Annotated in this window: 12 protein-coding genes and 1 riboswitch; of the genes, 5 read left to right on the top strand and 7 right to left on the bottom strand. The window is 69.9% G+C overall.

Annotated features, from left to right (window positions below):
- From FD678_RS14870 to metE, 4 genes are all read left to right on the top strand, one after another.
- A partial coding sequence (locus FD678_RS14870) for a DUF2345 domain-containing protein (RefSeq protein ID WP_140725258.1) occupies window positions 1-785 on the top strand: 785 nt, incomplete at its 5' end.
- 11 nt (window positions 786-796) lie between these two features.
- Complete coding sequence (locus tag FD678_RS14865; protein ID WP_140725255.1) at window positions 797-2,443, top strand: esterase/lipase family protein; 1,647 nt, start codon at window positions 797-799, stop codon at window positions 2,441-2,443.
- A complete protein-coding gene (locus FD678_RS14860; protein WP_140725252.1) occupies window positions 2,440-3,444 on the top strand; it encodes a T6SS immunity protein Tli4 family protein in 1,005 nt (334 codons plus the stop codon). The genes FD678_RS14865 and FD678_RS14860 overlap by 4 nt, the downstream gene beginning before the upstream one ends.
- A gap of 181 nt (window positions 3,445-3,625) precedes the next feature.
- Window positions 3,626-3,864: riboswitch (cobalamin riboswitch) on the top strand.
- Window positions 3,865-4,057: 193 nt separating this feature from the next.
- A complete protein-coding gene (gene metE, locus FD678_RS14855; protein WP_140725248.1) occupies window positions 4,058-6,349 on the top strand; it encodes a 5-methyltetrahydropteroyltriglutamate--homocysteine S-methyltransferase in 2,292 nt (763 codons plus the stop codon).
- A gap of 29 nt (window positions 6,350-6,378) precedes the next feature.
- Here metE and FD678_RS14850 read toward each other — a convergent pair whose 3' ends face one another.
- Window positions 6,379-7,092: an MgtC/SapB family protein gene (locus FD678_RS14850; RefSeq protein ID WP_140725246.1), complete on the bottom strand. Its 714-nt coding sequence runs from the start codon at window positions 7,090-7,092 to the stop codon at window positions 6,379-6,381.
- Between the two features lie 181 nt (window positions 7,093-7,273).
- On the opposite strand from FD678_RS14850, the gene pncA reads away from it, so the two are divergent.
- Window positions 7,274-7,900, top strand: coding sequence for a bifunctional nicotinamidase/pyrazinamidase (pncA, locus tag FD678_RS14845; protein WP_140725244.1), 627 nt, complete (start codon window positions 7,274-7,276; stop codon window positions 7,898-7,900).
- Window positions 7,901-7,956: 56 nt separating this feature from the next.
- On the opposite strand, the gene FD678_RS20260 is transcribed toward pncA, so the two are convergent.
- The 6 genes from FD678_RS20260 to FD678_RS14820 all read right to left on the bottom strand — a co-directional run bounded on the left by FD678_RS20260 (window position 7,957) and on the right by FD678_RS14820 (window position 13,669).
- On the bottom strand, window positions 7,957-8,100 hold the full coding sequence (locus FD678_RS20260; protein WP_177497821.1) for a hypothetical protein: 144 nt from the start codon (window positions 8,098-8,100) through the stop codon (window positions 7,957-7,959).
- A 76-nt stretch (window positions 8,101-8,176) separates the two neighbouring features.
- Complete coding sequence (gene purU / locus FD678_RS14840; protein ID WP_140725242.1) at window positions 8,177-9,028, bottom strand: formyltetrahydrofolate deformylase; 852 nt, start codon at window positions 9,026-9,028, stop codon at window positions 8,177-8,179.
- 69 nt (window positions 9,029-9,097) lie between these two features.
- Window positions 9,098-9,973, bottom strand: a complete 876-nt coding sequence (locus tag FD678_RS14835; protein WP_140725240.1) for an NAD(P)-dependent oxidoreductase — start codon at window positions 9,971-9,973, stop codon at window positions 9,098-9,100.
- A gap of 19 nt (window positions 9,974-9,992) precedes the next feature.
- The gene (locus tag FD678_RS14830) at window positions 9,993-11,090 is read right to left on the bottom strand and encodes an NADH:flavin oxidoreductase/NADH oxidase (protein ID WP_140725238.1); all 1,098 of its coding nucleotides are present in this window, start codon (window positions 11,088-11,090) and stop codon (window positions 9,993-9,995) included.
- A gap of 445 nt (window positions 11,091-11,535) precedes the next feature.
- Entirely contained in the window at window positions 11,536-12,366 is an 831-nt protein-coding gene (locus FD678_RS14825; protein ID WP_140725236.1) for an NAD-dependent protein deacetylase, read from the bottom strand.
- A 55-nt stretch (window positions 12,367-12,421) separates the two neighbouring features.
- The gene (locus FD678_RS14820) at window positions 12,422-13,669 is read right to left on the bottom strand and encodes an MFS transporter (RefSeq protein ID WP_177497819.1); all 1,248 of its coding nucleotides are present in this window, start codon (window positions 13,667-13,669) and stop codon (window positions 12,422-12,424) included.
- Window positions 13,670-13,689: the final 20 nt, after the last annotated feature.

Below are 13,689 nucleotides of genomic sequence, written 5' to 3'. Positions count from 1 at the left end.
CGACGCTGACGAGCGTGTCGACGACGGTGCCGGGCACGGCCTACGGCGAGGCCGAAGGGGCGGCGCACGAGCGCAGCGCCAGCCCCGGGGCGGACCGGGTGCCGCACACGGGCGATCCGCTGCTGGGCTTGGCGGCCCCGGCCGGGATCGGGCTGGTGGCGGGCCAGGCGCTGCACTGGAGCGCGGGGGAGACGCTGACGCTGGCGAGCGGGCGAGGCAGCGAGGTGGCGGTGGCCGGCGATGCGCGGCTGCACGCGGGCCAGGCGATCGGGGTGCTGGCGGCGGCGGTGGAAGGCGGCAACACGCAGGGCCACACCCTGAGCGTGGTCAGCGGCGAGGGCGAGCTGGAGTTGCAGGCGCAGAACGACGAGGTGCGGCTGCAGGCGCGGCAGGGGCTGAAGGTCGTCAGCGCGAACGCGGCGGTGGAACTGGCGGCGGGCAAGCGGGTGCGGTTGGCGACGGCGGGCGGGGCGAGCGTGACGATCGAGGGCGGCAACATCAGCATCGCCTGCCCGGGCAAGATCACCGTGCATGCCGCCAAGAAGTCGTTCCTGGGCGCTACGCACTTGAGCCGCGAAATGAACGAGTGGCCCCAGGCAAAATTCGACGATCCTTACATCCTGCGACATCGCGCAACCAACGAACCTCTGCGGAACATGCGCGTCGAACTGACGCGCGCGGATGGCGCGCGACTGCAGTTGGTGACGGATGGCGAAGGGCGACTTCCGGTACAGAAAGGCCTGGGTCCGGAAGACATCGCGATCAAGATCATCGGCAAGGCATGAACGGATATCCGATGACCCAGAACGGCAACGACCACATCATCGACGCATCGGACAGGGACGAACAAGGCCGGCCGATCGCGAGGCCTCGCTTGACCCCGAGCCAGGACACGCGCGACAAGGTGTGCTTGATGCCACCCGCCGCGGTCATCCCGATCGTGTTCCTGCCCGGCATCATGGGTACCAATCTCAAGGCGCTGGACAGCGGAAACTCCGTGTGGCGCCCGCCGAACATGGACGGCGTCGGATCCATTCTGGACGCGTTGGCCCAGCTCTTCGCCTTCTGGTTCAAAGGGCCTGCCACCCGCAAGCGACAGTTGGACCCGACGAACGTCGAGGTCGACCCAAGTGGCTCGATCGACGCCGAGGATACGATCAACGAGGAACTTGCCCGCCAGCGCGGCTGGGGAAGCGTCATGAGGTCGGCCTACAACCCGATCATGGCCCAGATGGAGCTTCGTCTTAATAACATTCTGAAAGCCTGCGAAGCCATGGAATGGTGGGATGCCGAAGGACAGCGCGAACCCTCCGACTATGGGGAGCAACACGGCAACCCGAAGCTCTCCGAAGACGAGTTGAAGCAAGCGGCCCGGTATCGTTACGAAGTGTGGGCCGGGGGCTACAACTGGTTGCAGTCGAACATACAGTCGGCAGCTGACATCAAGGCCTATATCGAAGACAAGATCCTCGCGAGCTATCCCGAAGACCAGCGCGCAAAGATGAAGGTCATCCTCGTTACCCACTCCATGGGGGGATTCGTGGCGCGCGCCCTGACCGAGATCCATGGCTTCGACAAGGTTCTCGGTGTCGTGCACGGCGCCATGCCCGCCACGGGCGCACCGGCCTTCTATCACCACGTCCGTTGCGGGTACGAAGGTATCGAGAGCGTGATCCTCGGGCGGGACGCGGCCGAAGTCGTGGCTGTCGCCGCCAATGCCCCCGGCGCACTGGAGTTGACCCCCACGTTCGACTATGCAGGCGGGCGTGCATGGTTGAAGCTCGGCGACGACGCCGAATCGATGCCGGGATGCGCATTGCCGGCATCGGGGGATCCTTATCAAGAGATCTACAAGAACAGGGCCTGGTATGGCCTCATCCCGAAGCACAACGAGGACCTCATCGAGCCAGGGAAGCTGGTTTCGAACACGCAGAAGATCAAGTCCATCGGCGGGAGCAGGAGCAGCTTTACTGCATTCGATGCCAAGATCGATGATGTCCAGGCGTTTCACAGGCAATTCTCGATGAAGTATGCCAAACCCGCCTTCTGCCACTACGGCGCGGATACGCGAAGCAAGACCTGGTCGGAAACGCGATGGCAAGGCCGCTTGTCCGGGCTGCCCGACGAACTTCAAGTGGAGAACGACGACGGAAACGGGCGTCTTACGGTCACGGGCGGCGCAGGAAGCATAAGGCTGGAATTCGCCGATCCCATCGGGGCCGGGGACGGCACGGTGCCGAGCGAGTCCGGCGGCGCTCCCGGAGACGCGGGGGTGGAGGCGATCTTCAGGCAAGGCGACCAAGGCATAGGTGCATACGTCAGGAAGAACGGCAATGGAAAGGACAAGGGATATGAGCACCAGTCCGCCTACAACGACGTGCGGGCACAGTGGGCGACCCTGTATGGGATCGTCAGGATTGCCAAGGAGGCCGACTGGGCATGAGAACCCAATCGAAGCGAGCCAACGTGTTCGCCCTCCTGGCCTTGGTGTTGAGCGGCTGCGTGATCGCAACGGACTATGGCGGAGGAGATCGCATGAAGCAGAGTGAACAGGGGAAGAAGACGCACTGCCTTGGCCGCTACCTCGTCGACCTGCCGGCAGACGCGAGCCTGCGCTCCCGCTACAAGTTCGCGGACGGCACGATCGCGTCGTTTCCCGGCGTCACCCAGCAAGAGTTCGACCGGAGGATGGCTGCCCGAGAAGCGGAGCTGGAGGGCAGCCGCCACGGGCATGGCGGCGGGATGCTGGTCGACCGGGTGGAGTTCGCGCCCGGGCGGCGGATGTACGTGTCCTGGGCGAGCCCGAACAGCCGCGGGCTGTACCGGTACCAGGACGTCGCCTACTTCCGCGGCGAGCAGGTGCTCTACGTTTTCGAAGGCGATGGCGATGCCACGCCGCAGGCGCGCGCGGATGCGCAGGCGTTCGGCCAGGAGCTCCTGACGCGGACGCTGCGCTATCGCGCGAACGAGGAGATCCCGGACGAGGCGGGGTTCTGCTTCGACCGCGGGTTCATCGCGGACCGTGAACTCAACCAGGAGGAGTTCACCGCCGGCATCGGGCTGAAACGATACCCCGGCGTTTCGATCAAGCTGATGTCCTACGTCACCGGCAAGCCGGACATGGACCTGCTGAAGCGCGCATCGAACGTCCCGCCCGGGTTCGAGGGCGCCGTGGCGCGGATGAAGACGTTGCGTCGCGGCGAGCGGAACATCGGGCCGCTGAAGGGACAGGAACTGCTGGTGCGCGGCGATGACGGCGGACGGCGCAGCTACCACTTCCTGTGGGAGACCCAGGGACGAGCGAACTCGCTCGCGTTTCCTTTCATGTCGCTCGAACTGAGCACGTCGGGCGAAACCGCGGCCTCCCCGGCTTCCGACGAGGAGATGCTGGAGATCTGGGATTCGATCCTCGCGACGCTGAGGCCGAGGCCCGGCGCCACGTAGCGCCATCCAGGTCGCTGGTGCGGGCATCGACGACCACCGGCGTGGTTCGTTCACTGTTTCCGAGAACCCCTGCCCGATGCGAAGCGGCCCCTCGGACCGGATATCCCGCACGCCCGCTTTCGTCCGTTTCCTCCCATAACCTGCCCAAGCGGGCGCGCTTGACGCGCCGTCGTCCTGCCGCCACCATGTGCGCCGCCGAGGTATGCATCGCTTCATTCGGATGAAGCGATGCATTTAAACGGGAATCCGGTGAAGCGGCCTTGCCGCCATTCCGGAGCTGCCCCGCAGCGGTGAATGGAAACGACCCCCGCCAACAGCACTGGGCGCCTGCATGGGCCTGGGAAGCGGCGGACAGTAGGCCCCCGTGCCATGCACGGCCCGTCCATCAGCCCGAATACCGGCCTGGGCCGGGGGACACGAGCGTCCTCCGTTTCGACCTGGCGCTCCGCGGGGAGCGGCCGGACGTGCGTGCGCCCCGTGGCGGACGTCGTCCGTCGTGCCCGCAGGCGTCGGTTCGCCCGCGGGGGCGGAGGTCGCTGGCGCGGCGTGCAGGGAAGCACGGTGCGCGGTTCCTTCGTTCCTCAATGCCCAAGACCGCAATGAGGAAAACACCATGACGATCGTCACCAACCTGGGCTTCCCGCGCATCGGCGCGCGGCGCGAGCTCAAGCGCGCGCTGGAAAGCCACTGGCAAGGCCAAGCCAGCGCCGCGCAATTGCAGGACAGCGCGCGCGAGTTGCGCGCGCGGCACTGGCGGCTGCAGGTCGAGGCCGGCGTCGACGTGCCGCCGAGCAACGACTTCAGCCTGTACGACCACGTGCTCGACACCGCGGTGCTGTTCGACGCCATCCCCGAGCGCTACCGCGCCCTGGCCGACGCCGATCCGCTGGCCGGCTACTTCGCGATGGCGCGCGGCGTGCAGCGCGACGGCATCGACCTGCACGCGCTGGAAATGACCAAGTGGTTCGACACCAACTACCACTACCTGGTGCCGGAACTGCACGCCGGCCAGGCGTTCCGGCTGCGCGGCGACAAGCCCGTCGCCGAGTTCCGGGAAGCGCTGGCGCTGGGTATCCGCACCCGCCCGGTGCTGCCGGGACCGGTGACGTTCCTCTGGCTGTCCAAGACCGTGGACGGCAGCGACCGGCTTGCGTTGCTGCCGCGCCTGCTGCCGGCCTACGCCGAATTGCTCGCGCGCCTGCAGGCCGCCGGCGCCGACTGGGTGCAGCTGGACGAGCCGGTGCTGGCGCTCGATCTCGACGCCCGCTGGCAGCAGGCGTTGCGCGACGCCTATGCCGCGCTCGCGTCGGGGCCGCGTCCGCAGCTGCTGCTGGCGAGCTACTTCGGCCCGCTCGGCGGCAACCTCGAAGTGGCCGCCGCCCTGCCGGTCGACGGCCTGCACCTGGACCTGGTGCGCGGCACTGAACAGCTCGATGCCGTCCTCAGGCTCCTGCCGGCCGGACGCACGCTCTCGGCCGGGCTGGTCGACGGGCGCAACGTATGGCGCGCGGCGTTGGACAACGCGCTCACCCTGGCGCGCTATGCACGGGGCCATGTCGCTGCGGACAAGCTGTGGCTGGCGCCATCGTGCTCGCTGTTGCACGTGCCGGTGGACCTCGACCAGGAAAAGGCGCTGGATGCCGAACTGCGCAGCTGGCTCGCGTTCGCCAGGCAGAAGCTCGGCGAACTGCGCACGTTGGCCGACGCGCTCGATGGCCGTCCGTCGGCGGAGGCCAGGCTGGCGCAGGCGCGCCAGGCGCTGGAATCGCGCCGCCGTTCGCCGCGCGTGCACCGGCCCGAGGTGGAACGCCGGCTGGCGGCGCTGGGCCCGGAGGCGGCACGGCGCGCCAGCCCTTATCCGCAACGCATGCTCGCCCAGCAGCAGGCCTTGCGGCTGCCCGACTATCCGACCACCACGATCGGCTCGTTCCCGCAGACCCGGGAAGTGCGCGAGGCGCGGGCGCGCTTCAAGTCCGGGCGGCTCGGCGCCGCGGAATACGAGGCCTTCCTGCGCGAGCACACCGAGCGCTGCGTGCGCGTGCAGGAACGGATCGGGCTGGACGTGCTGGTGCACGGGGAATTCGAGCGCAACGACATGGTCGAGTACTTCGGCGAGCAGCTCGACGGCTTCGCCTTCACCAAGCTCGGCTGGGTGCAGAGCTACGGCTCGCGCTGCGTCAAGCCGCCCATCATCTACGGCGACGTGGCGCGGCCGGCCCCGATGACGGTGCATTGGTCGGCATACGCGCAGTCGCTGACCGACCGGCCGATGAAAGGCATGCTGACCGGACCGGTCACGATGCTGCAATGGTCGTTCGTGCGCGACGACCAGGAACGCGCCAGGACCTGCCGGCAGATCGCGCTGGCGTTGCGCGACGAAGTGCGCGATCTGGAAGCGGCCGGAATCGGGCTCATCCAGATCGACGAGCCGGCGATCCGCGAAGGCCTGCCGCTGCGCCGCGCCGACCGGGACGCCTATCTCGGGTGGGCGGTGGAAGCCTTCCGCATCGCGGCCTCGGGCGTGCGCGACGCCACCCAGATCCACACCCACATGTGCTATTCGGAATTCAACGACATCATCGAGGCGGTGGCGGCGATGGATGCCGACGTGATCTCGATCGAGACCTCGCGCTCGCGCATGGAACTGCTCGACGCCTTCGTGAGGTTCCGCTATCCCAACGCGATCGGGCCGGGCGTGTACGACATCCACAGCCCGCGCATCCCCTCGACCGGGGAGATGGTGGAGCTGCTGCGCAAGGCGCGCGCGGTGCTCGCGCCGGAGCAGCTGTGGGTCAATCCGGACTGCGGGCTGAAGACCCGTGGCTGGGCCGAGACCGAGGCGGCGTTGCGGGCGATGGTCGCGGCCGCCCACCGGCTGCGCGAGGACCTCGCGCAGGCAGCCTGAAGGACCCGCCCCTCCGCGGAGGGGCGGCTTCACTCCGGCCGGCGGTCCTCCTTGGCCTCGTGCATGGAATCGGGGGTCGCCACGGCGACCACGCCCTCGAGGCCGGCGAGCCGGCCGGCCGCTTCCAGCAACCGCGCCTGGCCGATGTCCGGCGCGCAGCGGATCTCGAGGGTGTCCTCGCCGTCGGCATGGCGCCGCAGCACGATGCGCCGGAGCGGCAGCTCTAGTTGCGCCATCGCGTCCTCCACGCCGGCCAGCGGCGTCCCGTGCCGCAGCGTCACCTGCAGGTTCATGCGGCCATGCCGGTTGAGATACCGCCGCTCCAGCGGCTTGAGCAGCGCGAGGATCGTCCACATCAACGCCGTCGCCATGATCGCCGCCGCATACAATCCGCTGCCCGCGGCCAACCCGATCGCAGCCACGGCCCACAGCCCGGCCGCGGTGGTCAGGCCGCGCACCACGCGCTCGCGCTGCAGGAACAGGATGGTGCCCGCGCCGATGAAGCTCACCCCGGAGATCACCTGCGCGGCGATGCGGGAAGGATCCAGGATCACCTGCGGATGGCGCAGGATGTCGGAAAAGCCGTAGGCCGAGACGATCATCGCCAGCGCGGCGCCCACGCAGACCAGCATGTGCGTGCGCAGGCCCGCCGCCCATTCCAGGCGCCCGCGGTCGATGCCGATCACCGCACCCAGCAACGCTGCCAGCAGCAGCCGTATCGCGACGTCGGAAACAGCGATCATGGTCCGCTCCTCCTCTCCCGGCACTGCCCGGATGATCCGCGCCGGGGCGGACATGCGCGGTGAAGGCCGGCGGCGCCCCTCCTGACGCCGGCGGAGGCCGCGGGCCGGCTGCCGATGGAAAGCCCATCTCCCGGTGCGGCACGCACTAGACTGGCGTCCCGCTCCCCGTGGATGCCGCCCCATGTCCGCCTACCCCGCCGATACCGCGCTGGTCGTGGTCGACCTGCAGCCGGACTTCATGCCCGGCGGCGCGCTGCCCTGCCACGAGGGCGACGCGATCGTGCCCGGCATCGCCCGCCTGCTGTCGGCGCGCCGCTATGCCACCGTGGTCGCGACCCAAGACTGGCACCCGCCCACGCACGCCTCCTTCGCCAGCCAGTATCCGGGTGCCGAGCCGTTCGAGGTCGTCGAACTGCATGGCCATCCGCAGACGCTGTGGCCGGACCACTGCGTGCAGGGCACGCAGGGCGCCGCGCTGGACCGGCGCGTGGACTGGACCGTCGCCGACCTGATCCTGCGCAAGGGCACGCGCGAGCAGGTCGATTCCTACAGCGCGTTCCGCGAGAACCACGGTCCGGACGGGACGCGCCCGGCCACCGGGCTGGCCGGCTGGCTGCGCGAACGCGGCATCGCCGAGGTGCACGTGTGCGGATTGGCCCGCGACTACTGCGTGCTGTGGACCGCGCAGGACGCGGTCGCCGCCGGTTTCCGCGTGCGCTTCCTGTGGGAGCTGACCCGACCGGTCACCCCGGCCGGCGACGCACCGACGCGCGCGGCGTTGCAGAGCGCCGGCGTCGCCATCGCATAAGGACGTCGCGGCGCGGGCCAGCCCGTGCGTGGAGCGCACCGCCCGCCCAGCGGCTGTCAATCGCTGGGAGGCGCCGATCCGCTTGCGCCGGGGCGATTAATCATTCTCGGGATCATCCAGACCAGCAGGCCGGTCCCGGCCGCCGCCAGCAACCCGATCCCAAGCAGGATGGTCCAGTGAATGATGCTGAAGGCGCCCATGTCCATTCCCTAGCCTGGTGCGATGGCCGGCATGGTCGCGCAGCGGTGCCCTGTCGAGCGCCAAGGGTCGCCGGTTTCAGCGGAACACCACCGTGCGGTGCCCGTTGAGCAGGATGCGGTGCTCGACGTGGCGGCGCACCGCGCGCGCCAGCACCAGCGACTCGGTGTCGCTGCCCACCCGCACCAGGTCGCGCGGCGTCATCGCATGGTTCACGTGCGCCACGTCCTGCTCGATGATCGGGCCTTCGTCCAGGTCCGGCGTCACGTAGTGCGCGGTGGCGCCGATGATCTTGACCCCGCGCGCGTGCGCCTGGTGGTACGGCTGCGCGCCCTTGAAGCTGGGCAGGAAGCTGTGGTGGATGTTGATCGCGCGCCCGGCCAGCGCCTCGCACAGCCGCGGCGAGAGGATCTGCATGTAGCGGGCCAGCACCACCAGGTCGATCCTTTCGCGCTCGACCAGGTCGATGATCTGCTGCTCCTGCTGCGCGCGGTTCTCGGCGCTGACCGGCAGGTGGTGGAACGGCACGCCGTAGGACGCGCTCAACCCCGCGAAGTCGGCATGGTTGGATGCGACCGCGGCGATGTCCACCTTCAGCTGCCGGCTGTGCGCGCGGAACAGCAGATCGTTGAGGCAATGGCCCTGCTTGCTGACCAGTACCAGCAGGCGTGCGCGCCGGCGCGCGTCGTGCACCTGCCAGTCCATCGCGTAATCGGCCGCGAGCGCGGCGAAGCGCTCGCGCAGCCGCGCCACCGACACGCCGTCGGCCATGTCGAAATGCACCCGCAGGAAGAAGCGCCCGCTTTCCTCGTCGCCGAACTGCTGCGCGTCGAGGATGTTGCAGTCCAGTTCGAACAGCAGCCCGCTGACGCGGTAGACGATGCCGGTGCGGTCGGGGCAGGACAGGGTGAGGATGTAGTCGGGTCGCATCCGGCCAATGATAGCGAAGGCGCGGGCGCGGCCGGTCGACGCTTTCCGACGAAACCGTCGCGGCTGCGCTCAGGCCTGCCCGGCGCGGCGTGCGGCGACCTCGGCCAGCACCGCCCAGTCGGCATCGCCCTCGCCGTGCGCGATCGCGTCGTCCAAGGCGGCGCGCAGCAGCTCCGCCAGCGGCATCGGCACCGTGCGCGCCTGCGCGGCGGCCAGCGCTAGGTCCACGTCCTTGCGTCCGAGCGTGGCCTTGAAACCGGCCGGCCGGTAGCGCCGCTCGGCGATCAGCTTCCCGTAGCCCTGGTAGGCAGGCGCCGAGAACAGCGTGCCGGTCAGCATCTCCAGGAAATCGGCACGCGCCACTCCATGGCCCTGCACCAGCGCGGAAGCTTCGGCCATTGTGCCGATCGCGCTGGCCAGGCAGAAGTTGGCGGCGAGCTTGACCGCGTTGGCGCGCTCGGGCGCCTCGCCGAAACGCCAGGTCTTCTGGCCCATCGCGTCGAACATCGGCTGCACGCGCGCGATGGCCCGCTCGTCGCCGGCGGCGAGGATGTTGAGCCGGCCGGCGGCGGCCACGTCCGGGCGGCCCAGCACCGGTGCGGCCACGTAGGCGACGCCGCGCTCGGCATGCAGCGCGTGCAGCTCGCGCGCAAGCGCCACCGAGATCGTCGCCATGTTCACGTGCACGCTGCCGGCCGGCAGCGCGTCGAGCACGCCGCGCCCGAACAGCGTCTCGCGCACGGCCGCGTCGTCGGCGAGCATCGAGAACAGCAGCGGCCCGGTCGCCGCCTGCGCCGGCGCGTCCACCGCGATCGCGCCCTCCCGGGCCAGTGCCTGCGCGGGCGCCGGGCCGCGGTTCCATACCGTCGTCGCGAAACCGGCGCGCAGCAGGTTGCTCGCCATCGGCCGGCCCATCGTGCCGAGACCGAGAAAACCCAATGTCATCGCGTGATCCCGCCGCCGCTCACATGTCGAAAAGGCCGCGCGCCTCGCGCGGCTCGCACCGCAGGTACTGCGACGGGGCGCGTACCTTCGCGCCGAGCGTCGCGGCGGCATGCCACGGCCAGCGCGGGTCGTAGAGGATGGCGCGCGCCAACGCCACCGCATCGGCGCGACCTTCGGCCAGCAGCGCCTCGGCGTGCATGGGGTCGGTGATCAAGCCGACCGCGATCACCGGCATGCGCACCTGCGCCTTGATCGCTTCGGCGAACGGCACCTGGTAGCCGGCGCCCAGCGCGATCTGCTGGCGCGGATCCAGGCCGCCGCTGGACACATGGATGAAGTGCGCGCCGTGCGCATCCAGCGCCTTGGCCAACGCGATGCTCTGCGCCAGGTCCCAGCCGCCGTCCACCCAGTCGGTCGCGGAGATGCGCACGCCGACCGCGATCCTGTCCGGCACCGCCGCGCGCACCGCGTCGAACACGCGCAGCGCCAGCCGCATGCGGTTGTCCAGCGAGCCGCCGTACTCGTCGTCGCGCCGGTTGCTCAGCGGCGACAGGAACTGGTGCAGCAGGTAGCCGTGCGCGGCATGCAGCTCGATCAGGTCCAGGCCCAGGCGCTCGGCGCGGCGGGCGGCGTCGACGAAGGCCTGCACGATGCCATCGATGCCGGCCGCGTCCAGCTCGTGCGGCGACGGCGCGCCCGGATGGAACGGGAGCGCGGACGGCGCGACGGTCTGCCAGCCATGCGGGTGGCCGGGCGCGATCGGCCCGCCGCCGTCCCACGGGCGCTCGGTGGATGCCTTGCGCCCGGCGTGCGCGAGCTGCACGCCGATCGGCATCGGCGACCAGCGCCGCACGCTCTCAAGCACCCGCTGCAGCGCCGCCTCGGTGGCGTCGTCGTACAAGCCCAGGTCGGCCCAGCTGATGCGCCCGCGCGCTTCCACCGCGGTGGCTTCCAGGATCAGCAAGCCCGCGCCGGACTGCGACAGGTTACCCAGATGCTGGGCGTGCCAGTCGTTCGCCCGCCCCTCCTCGGCCGAGTACTGGCACATCGGCGCGATCACGATGCGATTGGCGAGTTCGAGCGGACCGAGCGATAGCGGCGAGAACAACTGGCTCAAGAGACGACCTTGCGGATGACCGGGAAACCGCCATTCCACCCCGGGGAGATGCCGCTTACAACCGCCCGCGATGGATCACTGCGTCATACGGGAGGCATGCGTAGAACGCCGCTCGCGCGACCTTCCGCCTCCGGTGCCGGACGACCAGGCCCCGGACCGTTGCCCTTGTTGCTATTGCCGATGGCCCAAGGCACGTCCATGGACGATCGGCCGTTCGGCTGCTGGAAAGCGCTTCCCTCACGGGAATGAGGGTGGAGGATTACGCAGGACGATGGGATGGCAGGGGCCGGACAGATCGGGCCGGACAGATGACGTCGAAGTCGCTGGGTCCCCGCCTTCGCGGGGACGACGACAGAGGGTGGCCGAGAGCGAAGAGATGACAAAGTCGCCGGCGCCTCGCGGAGAACGACCACGGCGGGCACGACGAAAACCACCCACCGCCGCCCTACGCCGCCGCCGCGCCCTCCAGCAAGAACGCCAACGCCCCCGCGCAATCGTGCTCCACCTTCAGCGCCAGCAGTTCGTCGGCGCGGGTCCGCCCATGGTTCAGCGCAGCGACCGGCAATCCCGCGCGCGCCGCCGCCTGCACGAAGCGGAACCCGGAATAGACCATCAGCGAGGAACCGACCACGAGCACCGCATCCGTCCGCGCCAGGTGTTCGTTGGCGCGTGCCACGCGCTCGCGCGGCACGTTCTCGCCGAAGTACACGACGTCCGGCTTCAGCAGGCCGCCGCAGCGCTCGCAGGCCGGCACCACGAACGCATCGAAATCCACCCCGTCCAGGTCCGCGTCGCCATCCGGCGCGATGCCCGCCTGCAACTGTTCCCACCCGGGATTGGCGGCCGCCAACCGCGCCTGCAGCGCTTCGCGCGGGCTGCGCTGCTCGCAATCCATGCAGCGCACCGTGTCGAGGCGGCCGTGCAGGTCGATCACCTCGCTGCTGCCGGCCGCCTGGTGCAAGCCGTCGACGTTCTGGGTTAGCAGCACTTCCAACTGGCCGCGCGCCTCCAGCGCCGCCAGGGCGTGGTGCGTGCCGTTCGGCCGTGCCAGCCCGAAGCGCGGCCAGCCCAGCAGGCTGCGCGCCCAGTAGCGCCGGCGCGTGGCCGCCTCGCCCATGAAGGCCTGGAACGTCACCGGCTGCGGGCGCTTCCAGCCGCCCTGACGGTCGCGGTAGTCGGGAATGCCCGAGCCGGTGCTGCAACCGGCGCCGGTCAGCACGAACAGGCGCCGGTGGCGTTCGATGAAATCCTGCAGGTCGGCGGGCGAGGCGCTCATGGTTTTCCAACATGGCGGCGCCGCGCCCGCCATGCAAGCGCCGCGCGTCGCCGCTTCACTCCCCGCGCGGCGGGTGCGGCCCGAACCGGCCATAGGGCCGCGAGTCGTCGGCGCCGCGGCGCAGGACCTGCGCGGCCAGCAGCGCGAGGGCGAGCAGCAGCGACAGGAACGCCACCAGCGCGCCCCAGCCGCCATGCTGCCAGAACCAGCCGCTGACCGAGCCGATCAGGCTGGACCCGATGTAGTACGCCAGCAGGTAGAGCGAAGCGGCGTGGCTGCGGTTCGCACCGCCGAGGCGGCCCACCCACGCGCTCGCCGCCGAGTGCGCGATGAAGAAGCCGATCGTCAGCAGCACGATGCCGCCGATCACCCCCGCCAGCGAGTGCAGCAGGGTCGCCAGCACGCCGGCGATGCACGCGAGCACGCCGTACAGGACCACCGGGCCGCGGCCGAACCGGTCCGAGGCGAAGCCCGCCACCGACGAGCTGACGATGCCGAACACGTAGGCGCTGAAGATCAGGCCGATCTGACTCTGGCTGAGGCCGAACTCCGGCCCGCCGAGCCGGAACCCGGCATAGTTGTAGACGCTGACGAAAGCGCCCATCAGCAGGAACGGGATCGAGAACAGCCACGGCAGGTGGCGATCGCGCAGGTGGCCATGCCAGGCGCGCAGGTGGTAGCGCAGATTGATGCCATGGCGGCGCACGAAATGACGCGAGGCCGGCAGCAGCAGCACGAACGCCACCGCGCACAGCAGGTCGAGCACGCTCAGCGCCGCCAGCGCGCCGCGCCAGCCCAGGTGGTCGGTGAGCACGCTCATCACGATGCGCCCGCTCATGCCGCCGAACGCGTTGCCGGCCACGTACAGGCCGGTCGCCGCGCCCAGGCGCTCGGCCGGCAGCTCCTCGGCCAGGTACACCATCGCCACCGCCGGCACGCCGCCGAGGGCGATGCCGGAGAGCGTGCGCGCCGCCACCAGCATGCCCCAATGCGGCAGCAGCGCCGCGGCCAGGTTGAGCAATGCCGCCAACGCGATCGAGACGAACATCAGCCCGCGCCGCCCCAGGTTCTCCGAGACTGCGCCGGCGCAGAAGATCGCCAGCGCCAGCGCACCGGTGGCCAGCGACAGCGGTAGCGAGCTGGTGGCGGCATCCACGCCGAACTCGCGGGCGAACTCGGGCAGCAGCGGCTGAACGCTGTAGAGCAGGGAGAACGTGGCGAAACCGGCCAGGAACAGTGCGATGCGGATGCGTGCCAGGGCGGGAGCGGCCGCGTCCACGGGACGGGCGGTGGAAGTGTTCACGGGCGACGGATCGTGGAGGA

This window comes from Pseudomonas sp. Hp2 (genome assembly GCF_006386585.1).
Classification (GTDB): Bacteria; Pseudomonadota; Gammaproteobacteria; order Xanthomonadales; family Xanthomonadaceae; genus Pseudomonas_S; species Pseudomonas_S boreopolis.
Note: the sequence above shows the minus strand (reverse complement) of the source record. Positions and strands in the feature narration are given on the sequence as shown.

Bases quoted from the DNA above. Each gene is read 5' to 3' on its own strand.
- FD678_RS14865 (WP_140725255.1), top strand. From the start codon at position 797: ATGACCCAGAACGGCAACGACCACATCATCGACGCATCGGACAGGGAC.
- FD678_RS14860 (WP_140725252.1), top strand. From the start codon at position 2,440: ATGAGAACCCAATCGAAGCGAGCCAACGTGTTCGCCCTCCTGGCCTTG.
- metE (WP_140725248.1), top strand. From the start codon at position 4,058: ATGACGATCGTCACCAACCTGGGCTTCCCGCGCATCGGCGCGCGGCGC.
- FD678_RS14850 (WP_140725246.1), bottom strand. From the start codon at position 7,092: ATGATCGCTGTTTCCGACGTCGCGATACGGCTGCTGCTGGCAGCGTTG.
- pncA (WP_140725244.1), top strand. From the start codon at position 7,274: ATGTCCGCCTACCCCGCCGATACCGCGCTGGTCGTGGTCGACCTGCAG.
- FD678_RS20260 (WP_177497821.1), bottom strand. From the start codon at position 8,100: ATGGGCGCCTTCAGCATCATTCACTGGACCATCCTGCTTGGGATCGGG.
- purU (WP_140725242.1), bottom strand. From the start codon at position 9,028: ATGCGACCCGACTACATCCTCACCCTGTCCTGCCCCGACCGCACCGGC.
- FD678_RS14835 (WP_140725240.1), bottom strand. From the start codon at position 9,973: ATGACATTGGGTTTTCTCGGTCTCGGCACGATGGGCCGGCCGATGGCG.
- FD678_RS14825 (WP_140725236.1), bottom strand. From the start codon at position 12,366: ATGAGCGCCTCGCCCGCCGACCTGCAGGATTTCATCGAACGCCACCGG.